Here is a 20147-nt window from a genome sequence, read left to right on the forward strand (position 1 = left end):
ATCGCACGTTGTAAGAGAAAGGGGTGAAAACCCCTTTTTTCTTTTCCGTCAAAGTTCTGATAAAGGCTATTTCCCGTGTACGGCCGAAAACTTTTCGTGTCTTGCGTGTTGATCTCCTGTGCGCGTTATTCAAACGCTGTGGAGTTTAATTCGGAGTTCCTGAATATCGATAAAAACGACGATATCAGTCTCGGACAGTTTGCCCACGCCCAATACACTGTGCCCGGTCGTTACTTGCTGGATATCACCGTCAATCAGCGTTATTTCGGTTCACGTTCGATCGAGTTCAAGAGCGGCGCCAACCCGCAAGAAAGTTACGCCTGTCTGCCCGAAGACCTGGTGGCGACCTTTGGTCTCAAGCCTGCGTTGCTCAAAAGCCTGCCGCGTCTGGCGGAGGGGCAATGTGTGGATTTGCGTGGCATTGAAAATGCCTCGATCAAGTACATGAAAAACCTTGGACGTCTGTCGATCAGCCTGCCGCAGGCCTCGTTCGAGTATGACGATCCCAACTACATTCCGCCTGCCGCCTGGAGCGACGGGCTCAACGGCGCGTTGCTTGATTACCGAGTGATCGCCAACAGCCGCGAAACCAATACGCCGTCCGGCGATTCGCGTTCATTGCAAAGCTATGGCACGGCCGGGGTCAACCTCGATGCCTGGCGCATCCGCGCCGATTATCAGGCGCGGCAAGAGTCAGGCAGCCAGAATAATGATCCCCACGGCGAAGCGTTCCAGTTGAACCGCTTGTACGCCTATCGCGCGTTGCCATCGATACGTTCGAAGCTGTCGGTCGGTGAGGACTATCTGAACTCCGATGTGTTCGACACCTTTGCCCTGCGCGGAGCGACCCTGAGCAGCGATGACCGCATGTTGCCGCCGAACCTGCGCGGTTATGCGCCGCTGATCAGTGGCGTGGCGCGTACCAACGCGACCGTCACCGTATCCCAGCAGGGTCGTGTGTTGTACTCGACCACGGTGACACCGGGTGCGTTCAGCCTTCAGGATCTCAACAGCAGCGTGCAAGGCACACTGGATGTGACCGTGCGCGAAGAGGATGGCAGCGAACAAACGTTTACCGTAGCCACCGCCGCAGTTCCGTTTCTGTCCCGTGAAGGCGAGTTGCGTTACAAGGTTTCCGCCGGCCAGCCGCGCCTGACCGGTAACGGCGGCACAGAGCCTGAGTTTGTCGCCTCGGAAGCGGCCTATGGTCTGCCAAGGGACTGGACGATCTACGGTGGCGTGCTGGCTGCCTCGGGTTATCAGTCGAATGCCATCGGTATCGGCAAGGACCTTGGCGTATTCGGCGCAGTGTCTGGTGATGTCACCACGTCTCGGGCGAAGCTGCGCTGGAACGGCGAAACCGTGGCCGGCAACTCTTACAGAATCAACTATTCCAAGCGTTTTGACGCCATTGGCACCGACCTGCGGTTTCTGGGTTATCGCTTTTCCGACAAGACCTTCACCAACTTTTCGCAGTTTGTCGGCGATGCTGATTCCTATGCGATGAACTCGGGCAAGCAACGTTATTCGGTGACCCTGGCCAAGCATTTTTCCTGGTTATCGACGAGTTTTTCCTACGACCATTCGACTTATTGGGACGCGCCGGCAGCCGATCGTTTCGGCATGACCGTGGCGCGCAGTTTTTCCCTTGGCAACGTCAAGAACATCACCGCAAACCTGTCGGCTTACCAGACGCAAAACAGTCGGCAGAATGACTCGCAGATCTACCTCGGTGTGACGGTGCCACTGGGGGGCAATTCGATGGCCTCCAGTAACCTGCAGCGCTCGGGCTCCGGCGATTCGTCCGCCAGTGTCGGCTACAGCCATGACGACGGCGAAGGCGTGAACTATCAGGTGTATGGCGGCGTTGGCGACAACCGCTACGTCAACGCCTATGTCGGTAAACGCGCTTCGAGTTACCGCGCCAACGCGTCGGCCTCCACCGATGGCAGCACCTATCGCTCGCTGACCGGCGAACTCGACAGCTCACTGGTCGCCACCCGTTATGGGGTCTCGGCCCATGGCAATGGCACCAATGGCGATACGCGCCTGCTGGTGTCCACCGATGGCGTACCGGACGTGGCCTTCACCGGGCAGACCCGCACCAACCGGGACGGCTATGCGGTGATGGATGGCTTGCCCTCGTTTCAGGCTTACGAAGCGCGGGTCAACGTCGAAAAACTGCCGCTCAACACCGAAGTCTCCAACCCGATCCAGCGTCTGGCGCTGACCGAGGGGGCCATCGGCTACGTCAATTTCGCCACGGGGCAGGGCCGCAACGCATTTGTCGTATTGACCCGCAACGACGGTAAACCGGTGCCTTTCGGCGCATCGGTGCAGGACAAGAACACCAACCGGGAGGTGGGCATCGTCGGCGAGGCGGGCGTCACTTATCTGTTGGGCATCAAGGTCGGGGCTGAACTGGTAGCGCGTTGGGATGACGCTGGCCAATGCAGTCTGGCCAAACTCCCTGAGGAGGACGTGGTGAGCAATATCGCCAAGCCTGCCCAGTGTCTGTAATCGCGTCTTCCAATGAACCCGGAGTCATCATGTCTCGTTTTGCCTTGTTTACTGCTCACCGTCTGTTTCTGGCCGCGGGCCTTAGTCTGCCGCTGTTGGCCAGCGCCGCTGTGGTGCCGGATCGCACCCGGCTGGTGTTTGAGGAAAGTGCGCCGTCCGTGAGTGTCACGGTCAGCAACAAGAACCCGCAATTACCGTTCATTGTGCAGTCGTGGATCGAGAACGAGAGTGGTCAGAAGGTCACGTCGCCATTCATGGTCCTGCCACCGCTGCAGCGTATCGAACCGAATGAAAGCAGTGTGCTGCGTATCGTGAAACTGCCCGAACTGGCGCTGCCGGCTGATCGTGAGTCGGTGTTCTATCTGAACATTCGCGAGATTCCGCCGAAGAGCCAAGCGGTCAACTCGATGCAGATCGCCTTGCAGTCGAAGATCAAATTGTTCTATCGCCCGGCAGCGGTGAAGCGTGAGCGTGGTGAAGACCTTGCGTTGGGCCTGAACCTGAAAATCGACACGGCAGCGAAACAGCTGATTGTCGATAACCCGACAGCGTTTCACATCACTGTGGTCGGGCTGCTGGCCGGCCCGGAAAAAACCAGAATGCCGATCGATACGGTGATGATCGCGCCACACGGCAATGCGCGGTTTGCCCTGAGCAACACCGCGTTCAGCACCTTGCGGGTGTCGAACATGAATGACTTTGGTGGCCAGTCCGACACGCTGTTCAACTGCGTGGCGAACGTCTGCAAAGGCGTGAAACCGTGAACCTGTTCGCTGCACTGACTCGACTGGCCGCAGTCGCGGTGCTGATGGCGGTGTCACAGTTGGCTTCGGCGATGGTCTGCAAGTCACTGGACGGCGGCAGTTACCTGAACGAATACATTGGTCCGGTGTCGGTGCCGGACACCGTGCCGGACGGCACGATCATCTGGCGCTCGAAAACCCATGTGGTGCCGGCCGACTGCTGGAAACTCTTCGATCTGCACTTCAGGGAAGACGACCCGATCTACTTCTATGGCAACCCGGCAGGACTCAATGCCACCCCGTGGGGCATCGAGTTCGGTCTGGTGTATCGCGGCGTGACAGCCTGGGACGGCGACTGGAGTGCCAACCCGACCCAGGGCGTGAACAGCGGATTCGTATCCCGTGGTTGCCCGGACGCGACCAGCGGCGCTGACATGCTCGCGTGTTCACGGGTGACGCCCAGCATTGCGTTTCAGGTGGTAATCCGCAAACGCGGATTGTTGCCCTTGCAGCGTCCCTCGCAAGACACCTACGACGTGTTCCAGTTCGACGGTCTCTATGGCTTGAATGGCGGGCCGAGCAACCCGGCGGGCAACTTCCGTTTTCAACTCTCCGGGTTGCAGAACATTGTCGGCACCGCGTGCACGGTCGACGTCACGGTGACGCCGGAGCCGGGCATTGTCGACTTTGGCGTGATCCAGAAAACCACCACCGGTTTTTCCCCGCCCAATCCGACCCGCCCCTTCAGCCTGGCCCTGGAGAAAAAGTGCAGCAGCGCGATCAACATCGGTGCGACGTTCGTGACCAGCAATCAACAGGGCCTCTACAACATCTTGCCATCCGCCGATAGTCAGTTCGGCATCCAGGTGCGCGATGCCCACAACAATCTGGTGCAGATCAACGAGCCTTTCCCTTTGGCGAATTTCCCGGCGGACGTCAGCCATATCGATGTGCCGTTCAGCGCGTCGGTGGTGTCGCTGGGCAATCCCGAGGTCGGACCGTTCGAAGCGATCATGGTGGTGGAGATCGTTTACTACTGATGACGCATTAGCCTCTGGGAAATTTCCTACATGGGTGCAGGATAAGTCCTGCGTTCAACCCTGCTGGCGCAGGCCACTATCCCGTCTCCCGGGTCAATTGAGTGATTAAAGGAAGATGACCTCCCCACGTATTCTGGTGCTGGAAAATCATGAGTTTGCCCGCAACGTGCTGGTCAGGATGTTGCAACGCCTGAGCGTGCGTGACGTGCTGCAAGCATCGGATGCCGAGCAGGCCATGGTGCAGATGCACCTGCAGGGCGGGGTCGATATCGTGATCTGCGACCTCACTGACCGGGGCCTCGATTGCCTGGAATTCCTCCGTGTTGCCAGCCACAGCGGTATGGTGCGCGCGGTATTGCTGTGCAGTGAACTCCCCCCGGAGCTGGCGCGTACCTTGGGGCAAATGGCCTCGCTGGGCGGTCTGCAATTGCTCGGAGTGCTGAGCCGGCCGGTGCAGCTGCGTGCGTTGAACCGCCTGTTGTATCGCTATAAACACGGGCGGATCCCGCCGGTGCTGGCGCCACCGAGCAAAGAGTTGCCCCACGAAGATGAAGTGCGCCGCGGGCTGGCGCTGGGTGAGTTTCGGGCGTGGTTTCAGCCGCAGTTTCAATTACACAGCGGTGCGGTGATCGGCGTGGAAGCGCTGGTGCGTTGGCAGCATCCCGCGCGCGGGACGCTGTTGCCTTGCGACTTTCTCTCCGCCGTGCTGGCGTATGACTTGACCGACCAGATGTTCAAACAGTTGCTCGAACAGGGCCTGAACCTGCTGGGCATTTTGCGTCATCGTGGTGTGGCCTTGCAGTTGGCGTTCAATCTGCATGCCTCGCAACTGACCCATAGTGCTCTGGTGGAACACATCAAACGGGCGCTGGAGCGGCACGGGTTCAACGGATCGGTTCTGATGCTCGAATTGGCGGAGAACGGTTTGCTCGATTGCCCGCCCGGCACGCAGGAGAACTTGTTGCGTTTGCGCCTGCTCGGCTGCGGATTAGCGGTCGACGACTTCGGTGTCGGGTTTTCCTCGTTGAAGCTGATGTGCCAGTTACCGTTCACCCAGATAAAACTCGATGGCCGTTTTGTCCAGCACCTCGACCGTCAACGCAACCGGGCGATGGTCGCCAGTACGAGGGTGCTGGCTCGTTCGTTAGGAATGGATCTGGTGATCGAAGGCATCAGCAGCCCAAAGGTGCTTGAGCATGTGCGCGAGCTGGAGTGCGAAATGGGTCAGGGTTATTACCTGGCCCGTCCCATGAGCGGACATGACTTGCTGCAATGGCTGGAGAAGCCAGAGGGCGAGCGCTGATCGTTGTGCGGTGCTGTGCGGTGTTTTCCAAGAATTTTCCTACAATTCTGTGGTGCTCGTGTATGTTCTGCACGTGGAGCATCTGGACTGCTGTCCCATTGTTATTTGTGGCGTTGCCAAGTAGTTGATCAACGTCTTACAGGGGTTTTTATGTTGAAAGCGATCATCGTGGACGATCACCCGTTCATTCGCTCTGCGGTCAAGATGCTGTTGAAACAGGAACATTTCGAAGTCGTCGCGGAAGCGGACAATGGCGCCGATGCTGTGCAGCTGGCCCGCGAACATACCCCCGACCTGATAATTCTGGACATCGCCATGCCCAAGCTCGACGGCCTGGAGGTGATCTCGCGTATCCGCGCGCTGAACCTGTCTTGCAAGGTCCTGGTGCTGACGTCGCAGTCGGCACAGTTCTATTCCATGCGCTGCATGAAGGCTGGCGCAGCCGGATACATGTCGAAAACCAACGACCTCGACGAGTTGGTCAAAGCCATCAAGGTGGTGATGGACGGCTATACCTTCTTCCCCAATCTGGCCAGTAGCTCGGTGCGCCGCAGCGATGCGCAGGCCACCGATCTGGAACTGATTCAAAGTCTGTCTGATCGCGAGTTGACGATCCTGCAGCAACTGGCCAAGGGTTTGAGCAACAAGGAAATCGGCGAAGCCATGCTGTTAAGCAACAAAACCGTCAGCACTTACAAGACGCGGCTGATTGAGAAACTCAACGTCAAGTCGGTGGTGTACCTCGCCGATTTTGCCAAGCGTAACAACCTGCTCTAGATGATTATTTTCGTCAGAAATTGCCTGGCCGGTCTGGCACTGTTCGGCTCAATGTCGTTGCTGCAGGCCATGGCCGCGACGCAGCCCGATACATTGCAATTGCTCGGTCGCTCGGATGTCGGCGAGTATGCCGTGCCACTCGATGAGCCGGACTGGAGCTGGTTGCGCCGTAAGGGGCGTCTTTTGCTCGGCGACAGCAGCCCTGATTACGCGCCTTTTGCGATCACCGGCAACGGCAATGATTACGAAGGCCTGACGGCCGATTACGCACAACTGATCGAACAATTGCTGCACGTCACGGTCGAGGTCCGGCGCTACGCCTCGCGCGGCGATCTGCTGACGGCGCTGAAGCACGGCCAGATCGATATGATCGGCACCGCCAACGGTTTTGAGGCGGCGGACCCCGAACTGGCAATCTCTTCGCCTTACGCTGACGATAACCCGACCCTGGTGACGCGCATCGATGAGAGTCACAACCTGCCGGAAGACCTGGCGGGCAAACGGGTGGCGATGCTCTATCACTACCTGCCACCGGAAACGGTCAAGGCGTTTTACCCAAAAGCCGACGTGCAACTGTATCCCTCGACACTGACGGCGATCGGTGCCGTGGCGTTCGGTCAGGCTGACGTCTATCTGGGCGACCTGCTCAGCTCCAATTACCTGGTCAAGAAGAACTACCTCAACAACGTTCAGCTCAGCGATTTTTCGCGCATGGAAACCCAGCCCTTCAGTTTTGCCGTGACCCGGGAAAACACCCGGTTGTTGCACATTCTCGATGCGGCGTTGAAGGTCATTCCTGCGGAAGAGCGTATGAGCATCCGGCGCCGCTGGAGTGTCGGCGGGGTGGCAATTCCCGGCCAGCATCGGCTGCATTTCAGCGTGAACGAACAGCGTTGGCTGGATCACCATCCGCGTATCAAAGTCGCGATCAACGAAAACTTTCTGCCGTTGACCTTTGTCGATCAGGCCGGAAACTTTCGCGGCATCAGCGCTGACGTGCTGGCCAAGATCAGCCTGCGCACGGGTCTGCAATTCGATATGCAGCGCGTAGATTCGGTGGGCGACCTGATCGGCGAGGTGACCAGCGGCAAGGCCGACATGCTCGCCGCTTTCACCCCGAGTACTGAGCGCGAAGGCGAACTGCGCTTTACCCGGCCGTACCTGATCAATCCGTTCGTGTTGGTCATGCGCCGTGGCGACGAGCCGCAGACGCTCGATCAACTGGCCGGCAAACGTCTGGCGCTGATTCGCGGCAATGTCTTGCGTGAATACCTCGTCGAGCAATACCCCAATGTGCAGTTGGTGCCGGCGGACAATGCTGCCGAAGCCATGGAGATGGTCGCGCTGGGAGAGGTCGACGGCGCGATCAACTCACTGGTCAGTGCCCGCTACACGATCTCGCGTCAGTACCGCGACAAATTGCAGGTCACCAGTACCGTCGGCACCCAACCTGCACGCATCGCACTGGCCACCCGTCGCGGTGCGCTGGAGCTGTACTCGATTCTCGACAAGGCCCTGTTGAGCATCAGCCCGGAGGAAATGGATGAGCTGACCAACCGCTGGCGCAGCGAAGTGGTGGTGAATGACAGTTATTGGCTGCGCAATCGCGGCATGATCATCCAGGGCTTCGTGATCGCCGGCGTGTTGCTGTTGGTGGCGCTGGGCTGGATCGCCTATCTGCGTCTGTTGATGCGCAAGCGCCGTCAGGCGGAAATCGCGCTGAACGATCAGATGGAGTTCATGCGCGTGCTGATCGACGGCACGCCGCATCCGATCTACGTGCGCGATCGCGAAGGTCGCCTGGTGATCTGCAACAGCGGTTATCTGCAAGTTTTTGGTACCGAGCGCGAAGCGGTCATCGGCAAGTTGGTCACGGACGGCGTGCTCAGCGATATGCAGCAGGCACAGACGTTTCAGGATGATTATCTACGGGTGATGGAGGACGGCTTGCCGAGCATCCAGGACCGCAGTCTGAATCTGGCGGACGGCCGCGCGCTGACCATCTACCACTGGATGCTGCCGTATCGTGGCAGCGACGGTGCCGTCAACGGCATGATCGCTGGCTGGATCGATGTCAGCGAGCGTCAGCATCTGTTGCAGGAACTGCAAATCGCCAAAGATGTTGCCGATGACGCCAACCGCGCCAAAACCACGTTCCTGGCAACCATGAGCCATGAAATTCGGACGCCGATGAACGCCATCATCGGCATGCTCGAACTAGCGCTGAAAAAGGCCGATCAAGGTGTGCTGGATCGCTTTGCCGTTGAAGTGGCCTCGGGCGCAGCGCGGGGCTTGCTGGACCTGATTGGCGACATTCTCGATATTGCACGGATCGAGTCCGGGCGCCTGTCGCTGGCGCCGGAACGCGCCAATCTGCGTGAACTGATTGAATCGGTTGCGCGCATTTTTGAAGGCCTGGCGCGCCAGAAACAGTTGCGTCTGCAACTGGATCTGGACGCCCTGAGCAACGTCGACGTGTTGATCGATCCGCTGCGTTTCAAGCAAGTGCTGTCGAACCTGTTGAGCAATGCGATCAAGTTCACCGATGTGGGCAAGGTGGTATTGAGCGTGCAGGTCGAGACCGGCAGTGATGATCGACTGCGCCTTTGCTTGCGCGTAACCGACAGTGGCCGCGGCATCTCGCTTGTGGATCAGGCGCAATTGTTCACGCCGTTTTCCCAGGCTGCCAACCATGGTCAGTCGGCCCAGGGCGGCTCCGGGCTGGGGCTGATGATCAGTCGCACCTTGTGCGAAATGATGGGCGGCAGCCTCACGCTGACCAGCGAGTTGGGGCAGGGTACACAGATCGAGGTGCGGTTGAATCTGCCGACACTCGATCCTCTGGACGCCGCGCCGGTCGAGGAAAACGAAGCACTGCAGGCCAGTCACTGTCTGAATATTCTGGTGATCGACGATTACCCGGCCAACCGTCTGCTGCTGTCGCAACAGTTGAGTTATCTGGGCCACCGGGTGACGGATGCCGAGGATGGTGCTCATGGCCTGCGTGCCTGGCGCAACCAGACGTTCGACGTGGTCATCACCGACTGCAACATGCCGATCATGAATGGTTACGAACTGGCCCGGGCGATCCGCGATGAAGAGGCGACGCGAGGATTGGCGCGCAGCCTGGTGTTGGGGTTTACCGCCAATGCGCTGGCCGAGGAGAAGGATCGTTGCGCCGAGGCCGGCATGGACGATTGCCTGTTCAAACCGATCAGCCTCAGGGATCTGAATCTGCGTCTGGCCGCAGTCGTTCCACGGCCTCGTTCACCGACTGAAGACGAGCCCGGCGATGTCGGGATCGGTGACATCGATCTGGGCAGCCTCGAACAATTGACCCGTGGCGACCGCGCGTCGATCAACAGTCTGTTGAGCGATCTGGCCACGAGCAATGCGCAGGACATGGCCAAACTGATGCGCCTGTTTACCCAGCACGACATGCCCGGGCTCGCTAACCTGGCCCACCGGGTCAAGGGCGGCGCACGCATTATCAAGGCGCACTCACTGATCCAGGCTTGTGAAGCGCTGGAAGTTGCCAGCGAAGGTCTCGACACGCAGGTTCTGACCGAAGCGGTGGATGCCTTGCAGCAATCGATGGAGCGTTTGGCGGCACAACTGGATGAGCGTCTGGCGTAGCAATCTATTTCCATTTTCCCTGTTGTTCTTGCGAATTTTCCTACATTCGTCACTGGCTCTCTGTCGCTAACGTGCGGTGGTCTCGGCATACAGCCGAGCTCACTTCACTGGTTAACATTTGGAGCTGTTGATGACCCTTCCACGTATGTCTTCCCGTGCACGATTGGCCGTCTGTGGACTGGCCGTCGCTGCGGCGTTGAGTGCCTGCGCCAGCGCGCCGCTTCCAGAGCAACAGATCAGCTTGTCCAAGGACGCGGTCAACCGTGCGGTGTCGGCCGAAGCAACCCAATACGCACCGTTGGAAATGAAGGCAGCGCAAGACAAGATGTTCCAGATGGAACGCGCCCTCGGTGAGAAAAACTACCCGCAAGCCAAGTTGTTGGCCGAACAGATCGAAGCCGATGCCAACCTCGCCGAACGTAAATCGCGCGCTGTGAAATGGCAGAAACAATTGGCTGACGCACGCAATGGCATTGAGGTGCTCAAGCAGGAAATGCTGCAAGACCCGGTCACCGGTTTCAATCCGCCAGCCAGCGCTCAATAAGGACTTGTTCATGTCGAATTTCAAACTGTTGCCCATCGCTTCGCTGATCGCTCTGACGCTGGCCGGTTGCGCCACGCCGCCTGAAAACCCGCAACTGCTGCAAGCCCGCGAACAGTTCGCGGCGCTGCAAAACAAGCCGGAAGCCAACACCCTCGCAGCTATTGAAACCAAGTCTGCCTTTACGGCGTTGAACGCGGCCGACCAGGCGTCGCAGAAGGACCGCCAGGCATCGCAAGTCGATCAATTGGCCTATCTGGCCAGCCAGAAAATCGCCCTGGCCGAGCAGACCATTGCCGGCCGCCAAGCCGAGGCGGGTCTGAAGAAAATCGACGCCGAGCGCACTCAGGTGCAACTCGACGTGCGCACTCAACAGCTCAAGGCGCTGCAAGCGATGAAAGCGCAGAAAACCCAGCGCGGTGAAGTCGTCACTTTCGGCGATGTGTTGTTCGACACCGGCAAGGCCGATCTCAAGTACGGCAGCCAGCGCAACTTCGAACAACTGGCGCAGTACCTGACGGCCAACCCTGAACGCAAGGTGCGCATCGAAGGGTTTACCGACGATGTCGGCGGCGACGATTTCAATCAGCGTTTGTCGGAGCGGCGTGCCGAAGCCGTGGCGTTCGCGCTCAAGCAAATGGGCATTGGCGCTGATCGGCTGATCACCAAGGGCTACGGCAAGCAGTTCCCGATTGCCGACAACGGTAATGTCCGCTCCCGTCAGCTCAACCGTCGGGTGGAGGTCATCATCTCTTATGGTTCAAGCGTGGTTGGCGCACGCGGCTGAAGACCAATCAAGCGAGCCTGCAACGGGCTCGCTTTCTTGCATTTGAGCATCGGTCAAAACCGATCAATGCTCTTGGGAAATTTCCTACAAAGACAAGGAAAAATCCTACTCAGAAAATCCCTTCGCTTCTCTAAATTGCCGGTTCCCCGAGTGCGAACCGGTTCCCTCAGAGGTTCGAACTCAACTCGATTTACGCCGTTGCCCAAGAGGGCGCACGTGAGGTTCTGTTGATGAAAACCCGTTCCCCGTTGTTCCAGCGCCACCCTGTCGCCGTGGCCGTCGCCGTTGCGTTTTTGCTGCCACTGCACGCCAGTGCCTATACCCCCTCAGTCAATGGCGGGGCGGTGATTTATGACGAAAGCGTCACCACAGGCCTTCAATCGATCGGAACCAACGGCACAGCCCATCGCACCACGGTCAGCGGTAGTGGTACGCAGAGCGTATTTCAGAACGGTGTGACCTACGACACCGTGGTGGACGGTGCGACACAGAACGTTTCCAGTGGCGTCAGTCATGGCACGGTGGTCAATAACGGCGGCACACAGATGGTGGGCACCAGCGGTATCGCCAATGACACCGTGCTCAATGCCAGTCAGCAGACCGTCACACGTTCCACGGCCAATCGCACGCTGATCAATGCAGGCAGCGTACAGACGCTGGATGTCATGGCGATTGCCAACGATACTCAGGTCGGTGCTGGCGGCACACAAAACCTGATCAACATGGCGGTGGCCAACGGCAGCGTGATTGACGCCGGCGGTGAGCAAACCCTTCGCCGTGGCTTGATTGGCGGGGCGGTGGCCAACGACACGCGTGTTCAAGGCGGTACGCAAAGCGTGTACGACACCGGCACGGCCAACAACAGCACGGTCAGCAATGGCGGTCAGGTCAATCTCTACACGGGCGCCCAAGCCAATGGTCTGGTGGCAGACGCCGGTGGCACGGTGAATGTCATGGAGAACGGCGTGAAAACGGTGGACTCGCTGACCCTCAATGGCGGTCGTCTGGCGTTTACGCCCAGCAACGACGGTACGTTCAAGACGCTTACGGTCAATGCCCTGTCCGGCAGCGGCAGCATTTTGATGAATACCGATATCGCCAATCAGCGTGATGATCTGCTGATCGTGCAAGGCGTCGGCATGGCCAGCGGTGATCACACGCTGATCGTCGGCGATACCGGTCATGAACCGACGACCTCCGATGGCCGCTTGCTGTTGGTCGATACGAACGGCGGCAGCGCGAAATTCGCCCTGTATGGTGGCCACGTCGATGCGGGTGCATTCCGCTATACCTTGCGCCAACAGGGTGATGACTGGGTACTGGCGAGCGGGGGAGCGATTCCGGTTGATCCGGTAACGCCGGTGGATCCAGAGACGCCAGTAGACCCCGGCAATCCGGTGGAGCCAGTGACGCCAGTTGATCCGGTCAATCCAGTGGATCCCGCGGATCCGGTGGGCCCTGTGACGCCACCGCCGCGCCCGATCGACCCGGCGCCGGAAAACCTGTCCAAAGGGGCCAACGCCGCCATCGCCGCGCACACCGCCGGCGCCAGCCTGTGGAACGCGCAGATGAACGCTCTGGTCAAGCGCCTCGGCGAGTTGCGCATGGGCGAGGATGACGGGGGGCTCTGGACCCGCGCCATCGGCAAGCGTTTCGATGTGAGCGAGCATTCCAGCCGCGCCTATTCCCAGGACGTCAGCGGTCTGGAAATCGGTGCCGACAAGGCTTTCGCAGTGGACAGCGGCAAGATTTATGTCGGTGGCATGGTCGGTACTGCGCGTTCCGATCTGGATTTCGGTGAAGGGGCGTCGGGCGATATCGACAGCCGCATGTTCGGCATTTACGCCACCTACCTCAATGACAATGGCGTCTACGTTGACAGCGTCCTGAAGTACAGCCGTTTCGATACGGACATCAAAACGCCGAACAATCTGGGGCAAGCGGTAAAAGGTTCCTACAGCACTAATGGTGTCGGTGCTGATATCGAGGTTGGCAAGCGCATCAATCTGAAGGATGGCTGGTTCGTCGAGCCGCAACTGGAAATCACTGCGACCCGCACCCAAGGGGCCAGTTACACCGCCAGCAACGGCCTGCGCGTCAAGTCCGATGATCTGGATTCACTGCAAAGCCGTGTCGGTTCGCTGTTCGGTCGTAGCCTGGAGCTGAGCAATGGCATGAAGGCCCAACCGTATGTCAAAGCGTCGTACATCACCGAGCATGCCGGCAGCAGCAAGGTCAGCGTCAATGGCAGCAAGCTCGATGCCGAGCTGCCGGGCAACCGCGTCGAACTTGGCTTCGGCGGCGTGTTGCAGGTCAGTGAGAAAAGCAAGATCTCGCTGGATACCGAGTACGCCAAGGGCAATGGCATCGAACAGCCATTCGGAGTGAGCCTGGGTTATCGCTACCTTTGGTGAGTCGGGTTGCCACGTCGGATCCTTCCGGCGTGGCGTTGATCTTGAAAGGTCGCCGGAGCTTTCTGGGTGTTTTTTCAGACTCGTCCTACATGATTTGGCGACTGTTTTGCCTAGTGTGTCGCCTCTTACGCCCCGAGCGGCGACACTTTCCATCACTGTCGAAACCAATGTCCTACAAATGCTGGCGAATTCTGATTGCTGACGGGCAGCCTGCGCTGCACGCCCGAATCGGCAAGACTTTTAAAGAACTGGGCTGTCGCGAACTGACGCGGGTGCATTCGTTTCGTGAGCTGTTGGGCGCGACCCATTACTCCAGCGAACCCTTCCAGCACTTTGACCTGATGATCATCAACGCTGAGTTGGTCGCTGCCGCCGGCGTGGATTGCGTGCGGTTCTTTGCAAGCAATGCGCAGATTCGCCACGGCGTGATTCATGACACCGTTCGTGGCCTGCCACAGGCTCAGACGATTTATGCCAACCACCGACGACAGTTGATGCTGATCCGCACCCCGGACCGGCACACCCTCGGCCCTCTGCTGGAGCACCTCGATGTTCAGGAACAATCCCACAACCTTTGAGACCTCTGCTGGCGGATCGAGTACGCGATTGGCCACGACACACCGTGCTCCCGGCATCGACGATTCAATCGCCGTGCCTGCTCTGCCGCTGCGTGTGCTGGTGTTGGAAGACCATGCTTTCCAGCGCTCGGTGGCGGTCAACATGCTGCGTACCCTCGGTTGTCGCGAAGTTTTCGAAGCCAGTGACGGCGTTCAGGCGCTGGCGCTTTTGCAGGAGGTCGGTACGGTCGATGTCGCCCTGTGCGATTTGCAGATGGAGGGGATGGACGGGCTGGAGTTTCTGCAGCGGGTGGGTGCGTCGGGGCAGGTCAAGTCGGTGATCATCAGCAGTTCATTGTCGGCCGACCTGCGCCGCGCGGTGCATCAAATGGTGGCGTTGCTCGGCCTGGAACTGCTTGGCGATGTGGGCAAACCGCTGCATTCGCAGGTGCTGGCGAATCTGCTGCGCAAATCCCTCGACAGACCTGCTTCGGCACAACCAACGGCCGCTGCCGTGACGCTGGCCAGTGAGGCGGCGGTTCGCCAAGCGTTGGCTCAGCAGCAATTGCAGGCCTGGTATCAGCCCAAATTCAACCTGCAGACCGGTGAGGTCTGTGGTGTAGAGGTGCTCTGCCGCTGGCTCCATCCGACTCATGGCATCCTGTCCCCCGCGCTGTTCATGCCTGTGCTGGAGCGTTGCGGGTTGCTCGACGAGTTGCTTTTCACACAGATCGAACAGGCGCTGGGTGTACAGCGAAGTGCCCGCGAGCAGGGCTTTACCTTGAATGTCGCGTTCAATCTGCAAGCTGTTCAATTGGCCAACGCTCAACTCACCGCCACCTTGAAAAGCCTGCTGGCGCAGCAGGGCGCTAGTGGTGCGGGCCTGACTTTCGAATTGACTGAAAGCGGTCTGCTCGAAGCGCCGGCCACCAGTCTGGAAAGCCTCGTCCGCCTGCGAATGATGGGCTGTCGTCTGTCGATCGATGACTTCGGCGCCGGCTTCTCATCATTGCAGCGCTTGTGTCAGTTGCCGTTCAACGAGATCAAGCTCGACGCTGAATTCATTAGCAATCTTGAGCACGAACCGCGATGCCGGGCGGCGATCAGCAGCACGCTGGCATTAGGCGAAACCCTCGGCATGAATGTGGTGATCGAAGGGATCGAAACCGATGCGCAGCGCCGTGAACTGTTGGCCTTGGGGTGCTCTCAAGGGCAGGGCTACTGGTACGCGCGGCCGATGGCCGGGGCTGAGTTGTTGCATTGGTTACAACGGCACGGTGATAGGCAGGACTCGGAGGGGTCACCACTTTTTTAGGAAAAGTCCTACAGAACCTGCCTAGTGTCTTGCGTAGTCTTGCCGCACCCAGAAACCGTGAACCCGGGAGATCGATCATGATCAATAAAGCCCTGCGCATCCTGATCGCAGACCCTCAGCATTTTCACCGGATGAAAATCGAGCGGCTGTTCAACGGCCTCAATTATTACCGCATTGCACCGGTGCAGAACCTCACCGAGCTGCTGACCCTGGTGGACTACGGTTGCGAGCCGTTCGATGTGGTGGTCATCAATGCCGAGCTGGCCGCAGGCTCGCTGGATCTGCTGGGGTTTTTTCTGGATAACCCGCAGGTTCGTCAGGCGCTGATCTACAACGAATGCACGGCGCCGTTACAGCAGGCCTCGGGTTTCGCCCAGGAAAATGTGCAAGTCAGCCATTTGGCACTGCCCTCAAAACAGTCGATCAGTCAGCTGATGGCGCTAGTCGATACGCCCGCGAGGCGGCAGCTTTTGTCAGCCGGTCAGTCGTACTCGCCGGTGAAAATCGTTGCTCATGCATAAAAACTCACTCGCTGCAACTGTCAGGTCTGACAGGTGATTTGCCCGCCGTTCCATGTAACAGTCCCGGCGCAGCCACTGAGTCTGGATCAGCCCCCTTTGGTGGCGTGTTCGTCAGACTTTGCACCGGGAGTGGCCATGAAGTCAGCGCTGATCGTCGACGATCATCCGGTGGTGCGCGCCGCCATCCGGATCGTATTGCAAGCCGCAGGATTCAAGCAGATCTACGAGGCGTCCCAAGGCAACGAGGTGGTGTCGCTGATTCGGGAACACCAGCCTCGATTGGTGATACTCGATCTGAATTTGCCGGTACTCGGCGGGCTGGAGGTTCTTGCCCGGATCAAGGCCAATGATTTTGCTTGCCGCGTGCTGGTGTTCAGTACACACGAACCCATGTTCTATCAGGACCGCTGCGTGCGTGCCGGGGCCATGGCTTACGTAACCAAAACCAATCAACTGGAGCAACTGCGCAACGCCATTCGGGCGGTGATGTCGGGGCATACCTATTTTTCTTCGCTCCCGGACAGCTTCAGCACGCTGAATGCCGTGCAAACCACGGAAAAACAGATGATCGATCAGCTCTCCGATCGTGAGTTGAGCATTTTCGAGCAACTGGGGCAGGGCAAGTCCAACAAGGCGATTGCTGAGGACATGCACCTGAGCCACAAAACCGTCAGTACCTATAAAACCCGTCTGATGAAAAAACTCGGGGTCGGCTCAGCGGTGCACTTGCGCGATTTCGCCAAGCGCAATCATGTGATCTGAGCGAGCGGACATGAAGCAGGGAGGGCAGATTTTCTGGCTGTGGCTGAGTCTGATAGCCACCTGCTGGGCGAGTGACACGCCACACGTGCTGCAAGTGCTGACCCGCACCGCGCTGGAAAACGCTCAGTTGCGCCTGGACGAACAGGACCGGCAATGGCTGGGTCAGCACCCGGTGTTGCGCATGGGCGTTTCCGGTCCGGATTACCCTCCGTTCGAGATCACTCGCAATCAGCATGAACTTGAAGGACTCACTGCGGATTACGCCGATCTGCTGGCACAGTTGCTCGGTGTGCGCATCGAAGTGCAGCGTTTTGCCAACCGCGATGACGTGATGGCGGCACTCAAGCGCGGCGATCTCGACCTGCTGGGGACCTCCAACAGTTTTGAAGCCGCCGATCCGGACTTCATCCTGTCCCGTGCCTACGCCGAAGATCAACCGATGCTGGTGACTCGACTCGAAGAGCCGTTGCCGAGCGATCTGGTCGGCAAGCGCCTGGCCATGGTCGAGGACTATCTGCCACTGGCGAGCGTACAAGCCTTCTATCCCCAGGTCAGCGTGCAGCGCTACCCTTCGGCGATGGATGCACTCGGGGCGGTGGCGTTCGGCGCTGATGATGTGTATCTGGGCGACTTCATCAGTGCCAACTACCTGATCAACACCAATTATCGTAACGACCTGCAACTGGCCGGCCCCGCAGGGCTGGACGCCAATGCGTTCGCTTTTGCCCTGTTGCGCAGCAATGTACGCCTCAAACGCATCGTCGATCAGGCGTTGGCGGCTGTTCCCATGGAGCGTCGCCAACGTATCGAACAGCGCTGGAGCGCTGGCCTTGCCGAGATGGCTGAGCAGTCGCGGGTGCAGCTCAGTGCCAGTGAGCAGGTATGGCTGGATCAGCATCCGCTGATCCGGGTCGGTGTCGTCGAAGATTTCGCGCCGCTGACTTTTTTTGACGCCGACGGACGCTTCAGCGGATTGTCGGCGCAACTGTTGAGCTTGATCAGTCAGCGCAGCGGGCTGAACTTCGAAGTTGTGCGCGGAACGTCGCTGGATCGCCAGATCGAACAGCTCAAGGCCGGCGAACTGGATGTCTTGCCGGTGGTGACGCCGAGCAGCGAGCGCGAAACCGAACTGCAATTTACCCGCGCCTATCTGAACAATCCCTTTGTGCTGGTCAGTGCAATCGCCGCGCCGGGGCCGCTCAACCTTGATGACCTGAACGATAAACGGCTGGCGATCTATCGCGGCCACCCGTTGCGCGGATATCTATTGGAGCGGGTGCCGCGCATCCGTCTGATCGAAGTCAAAAGCCCCGCCGAAGGCATGGCGTTGATCGCCAAAGGCCAGGTTGACGCTACGGTCAGCTCGTTGCTGGTAGCGCGCTTTCTGATCGCCCGTCACTACCGCGAGCGTCTGCGCATCAGCGGTACGATCGGTGATCAACCGGCGCGCATTGCGCTGGCGACGGCGCCGCAAATGCCGGCATTGCATTCGATCCTGAACAAGGCGCTGTTGAGCATTGCTCCGCAGCAAATGGACGAGTTGGTTGAGCGTTGGAGCCACGATGTGGTGGTGGATGACAGTTACTGGTTACAGCATCGTCGCGAGATTCTTCTGGGCTTTGCCGGCGCAGCGGTTTTGCTGGCGCTGGCACTGGCCTGGATCGTTTTTCAGCGCCAGCAGATTCGCCGGCGTCAGCAGTGGTTGCAGCAATTGCAGGAAGCCAAGGACGCGGCGGACGACGCCAATCGGGCGAAAACCACGTTTCTGGCGACCATGAGCCATGAAATCCGTACACCGATGAATGCCTTGATCGGCATGCTTGAACTGGCGCTGAAAAGGGCTGAAGAAGGTGTGACCGATCGCTTGGCGATTCAGGTGGCGTCCAACGCCGGGCAACAATTGCTCGCACTGATCGGCGACATTCTCGACATCGCGCGGATCGAGGCCGGGCATTTGTCCCTCGCGCCGGAGCGCGCCAATCTGCGCGAACTGGTGGTGTCGGTGTGCCGGGTGTTCGAAGGGCTGGCACGGCAGAAGCGTTTGCTGTGGCACATCGAACTGGATGCCCGCAGCAACGTTGATGTGCTGATCGACCCGACGCGCTGCAAACAAGTGCTGTCGAATCTGCTGAGCAATGCGATCAAGTTCACCGAAGAGGGCGAGGTCAGTCTGCGGCTGGTGGTGACCGCAGCGACGGCCGAGCGACTGGCTGTGAGGGTGGTCATTGAAGACAGTGGGGTGGGGATCAGTGACGATGACCGGCGACGGCTGTTCAGTCCGTTCGTGCAGGCGAGCAATCACTTGCAGTCGGCCCGCAGCGGTTCCGGACTGGGGCTGGTGATCAGTCGCAGCCTCTGCGAAATGATGGGCGGCACGCTGCGACTCGACAGTGCACCGGGTGAGGGAACGCAAGTCGAAGTCAGTCTGGAACTGCCGCTGTTGGCCGCCCTCGCTCAACCCGCTGCAACCGCGCAAGCCGTGGTGGCTGCGAGCTGTTCACTGAATGTGCTGGTGGTGGACGATCATCCGGTGAACCGCTTGCTGCTGTGCTGGCAGTTGAGTGAACTCGGCCATCGCACGGTCGACACCGAGAACGGTGAGGAGGGCCTGCAGCGATGGCGCACGCAGGCGTTCGATGTGGTGATTACCGATTGCAACATGCCGCGGCGCAGCGGTTATCAACTGGCGCGCGCGATCCGTGATGAGGAAGCGCTTGCCGACCGCCAACCCTGTCTGATTCTTGGCTTTACTGCCAACGCGCAGGCTGAGGAGCGGACGCGTTGCCTGAATGCCGGCATGGACGAATGTCTGTTCAAACCGATCCGCTTGCACGACCTCGCGCAGGCGTTGACGGCGGCCAGTCATTGCGAAATGACGCTAGACCCTGGCGAGGTGCCGGCGCTGGCGGAAATCGACCTGAGCACATTGGAGCAAATGGCTGGGGATGATCGTGCATTGATCGGGCAGTTGCGCAAGGAAGTGTTGAACAGCTTGCAGCTCGATCTGCAACGTCTGGAAGTATTGCAGCGAGAGCAGGATCGCGCAGGGCTGCGTGAACTGGCGCATCACATCAAGGGCGGGGCGCAGATGGTCGGTGCGGCGCGGGTAGTGGCAGCGTGTGTTGCACTGGAGCAGGCGTGTCGCGAGACGCACGCGGCGCCGCTGGACGTGGCGAGCGAAACGTTGCGCGAGGCCATGGCCAGCCTCGCGCAACGTCTGCACATCTGACG

At 59.2% G+C, this 20147-nt stretch carries 14 protein-coding genes; all 14 read left to right on the top strand.

Translation table 11 applies throughout. The features are described 5' to 3' along the window. Positions 1-138 precede the first annotated feature (138 nt). Positions 139-2520 (top strand): fimbria/pilus outer membrane usher protein, encoded by a 2382-nt coding sequence (locus tag M5G26_RS20710; protein WP_245398032.1) that lies wholly within the window; start codon positions 139-141, stop codon positions 2518-2520. A 29-nt stretch (positions 2521-2549) separates the two neighbouring features. Further along, positions 2550-3284 carry a fimbrial biogenesis chaperone gene (locus tag M5G26_RS20715; RefSeq protein ID WP_273916346.1) on the top strand — a complete coding sequence of 245 codons (735 nt, stop codon included), beginning with the start codon at positions 2550-2552 and terminating at the stop codon, positions 3282-3284. Next, positions 3281-4303: a fimbrial protein gene (locus M5G26_RS20720; protein WP_273916347.1), complete on the top strand. Its 1023-nt coding sequence runs from the start codon at positions 3281-3283 to the stop codon at positions 4301-4303. Before M5G26_RS20715 ends, M5G26_RS20720 begins: the two co-directional genes overlap by 4 nt. A 115-nt stretch (positions 4304-4418) precedes the next feature. Continuing rightward, complete coding sequence (locus M5G26_RS20725; protein WP_273916348.1) at positions 4419-5606, top strand: EAL domain-containing response regulator; 1188 nt, start codon at positions 4419-4421, stop codon at positions 5604-5606. Between the two features lie 150 nt (positions 5607-5756). Next, positions 5757-6383: a response regulator transcription factor gene (locus M5G26_RS20730; RefSeq protein WP_093431991.1), complete on the top strand. Its 627-nt coding sequence runs from the start codon at positions 5757-5759 to the stop codon at positions 6381-6383. Continuing rightward, positions 6384-10019: a transporter substrate-binding domain-containing protein gene (locus M5G26_RS20735; RefSeq protein ID WP_273916349.1), complete on the top strand. Its 3636-nt coding sequence runs from the start codon at positions 6384-6386 to the stop codon at positions 10017-10019. Positions 10020-10149: 130 nt separating this feature from the next. After that, positions 10150-10563, top strand: coding sequence for a DUF4398 domain-containing protein (locus tag M5G26_RS20740; RefSeq protein ID WP_245398035.1), 414 nt, complete (start codon positions 10150-10152; stop codon positions 10561-10563). 10 nt (positions 10564-10573) lie between these two features. Further along, positions 10574-11347, top strand: coding sequence for an OmpA family protein (locus M5G26_RS20745; protein WP_273916350.1), 774 nt, complete (start codon positions 10574-10576; stop codon positions 11345-11347). 230 nt (positions 11348-11577) lie between these two features. Continuing rightward, positions 11578-13761, top strand: a complete 2184-nt coding sequence (locus M5G26_RS20750; protein ID WP_273916351.1) for an autotransporter outer membrane beta-barrel domain-containing protein — start codon at positions 11578-11580, stop codon at positions 13759-13761. A gap of 167 nt (positions 13762-13928) precedes the next feature. Continuing rightward, a complete protein-coding gene (locus tag M5G26_RS20755; RefSeq protein ID WP_273916352.1) occupies positions 13929-14339 on the top strand; it encodes a hypothetical protein in 411 nt (136 codons plus the stop codon). Between the two features lie 28 nt (positions 14340-14367). After that, a complete protein-coding gene (locus tag M5G26_RS20760; RefSeq protein WP_273916353.1) occupies positions 14368-15633 on the top strand; it encodes an EAL domain-containing response regulator in 1266 nt (421 codons plus the stop codon). A 77-nt stretch (positions 15634-15710) separates the two neighbouring features. Then, positions 15711-16154, top strand: a complete 444-nt coding sequence (locus M5G26_RS20765) for a chemotaxis protein CheY (protein ID WP_273916354.1) — start codon at positions 15711-15713, stop codon at positions 16152-16154. Positions 16155-16289: 135 nt separating this feature from the next. Then, on the top strand, positions 16290-16916 hold the full coding sequence (locus M5G26_RS20770; protein WP_134174356.1) for a response regulator transcription factor: 627 nt from the start codon (positions 16290-16292) through the stop codon (positions 16914-16916). Positions 16917-16926: 10 nt separating this feature from the next. After that, the gene (locus tag M5G26_RS20775; RefSeq protein WP_273916355.1) at positions 16927-20145 is read left to right on the top strand and encodes a transporter substrate-binding domain-containing protein; all 3219 of its coding nucleotides are present in this window, start codon (positions 16927-16929) and stop codon (positions 20143-20145) included. Positions 20146-20147: the final 2 nt, after the last annotated feature.

The organism is Pseudomonas sp. TNT2022 ID642, assembly GCF_028656995.1.
GTDB lineage: Bacteria > Pseudomonadota > Gammaproteobacteria > Pseudomonadales > Pseudomonadaceae > Aquipseudomonas.

Excerpts from the sequence above, each read along its gene's own strand:
- M5G26_RS20770 (WP_134174356.1), top strand. The coding sequence starts at position 16,290 with ATGAAGTCAGCGCTGATCGTCGACGATCATCCGGTGGTGCGCGCCGCC.
- M5G26_RS20730 (WP_093431991.1), top strand. The coding sequence starts at position 5,757 with ATGTTGAAAGCGATCATCGTGGACGATCACCCGTTCATTCGCTCTGCG.
- M5G26_RS20755 (WP_273916352.1), top strand. The coding sequence starts at position 13,929 with ATGTCCTACAAATGCTGGCGAATTCTGATTGCTGACGGGCAGCCTGCG.
- M5G26_RS20715 (WP_273916346.1), top strand. The coding sequence starts at position 2,550 with ATGTCTCGTTTTGCCTTGTTTACTGCTCACCGTCTGTTTCTGGCCGCG.
- M5G26_RS20765 (WP_273916354.1), top strand. The coding sequence starts at position 15,711 with ATGATCAATAAAGCCCTGCGCATCCTGATCGCAGACCCTCAGCATTTT.
- M5G26_RS20740 (WP_245398035.1), top strand. The coding sequence starts at position 10,150 with ATGACCCTTCCACGTATGTCTTCCCGTGCACGATTGGCCGTCTGTGGA.
- M5G26_RS20725 (WP_273916348.1), top strand. The coding sequence starts at position 4,419 with ATGACCTCCCCACGTATTCTGGTGCTGGAAAATCATGAGTTTGCCCGC.
- M5G26_RS20775 (WP_273916355.1), top strand. The coding sequence starts at position 16,927 with ATGAAGCAGGGAGGGCAGATTTTCTGGCTGTGGCTGAGTCTGATAGCC.
- M5G26_RS20745 (WP_273916350.1), top strand. The coding sequence starts at position 10,574 with ATGTCGAATTTCAAACTGTTGCCCATCGCTTCGCTGATCGCTCTGACG.
- M5G26_RS20750 (WP_273916351.1), top strand. The coding sequence starts at position 11,578 with ATGAAAACCCGTTCCCCGTTGTTCCAGCGCCACCCTGTCGCCGTGGCC.
- M5G26_RS20735 (WP_273916349.1), top strand. The coding sequence starts at position 6,384 with ATGATTATTTTCGTCAGAAATTGCCTGGCCGGTCTGGCACTGTTCGGC.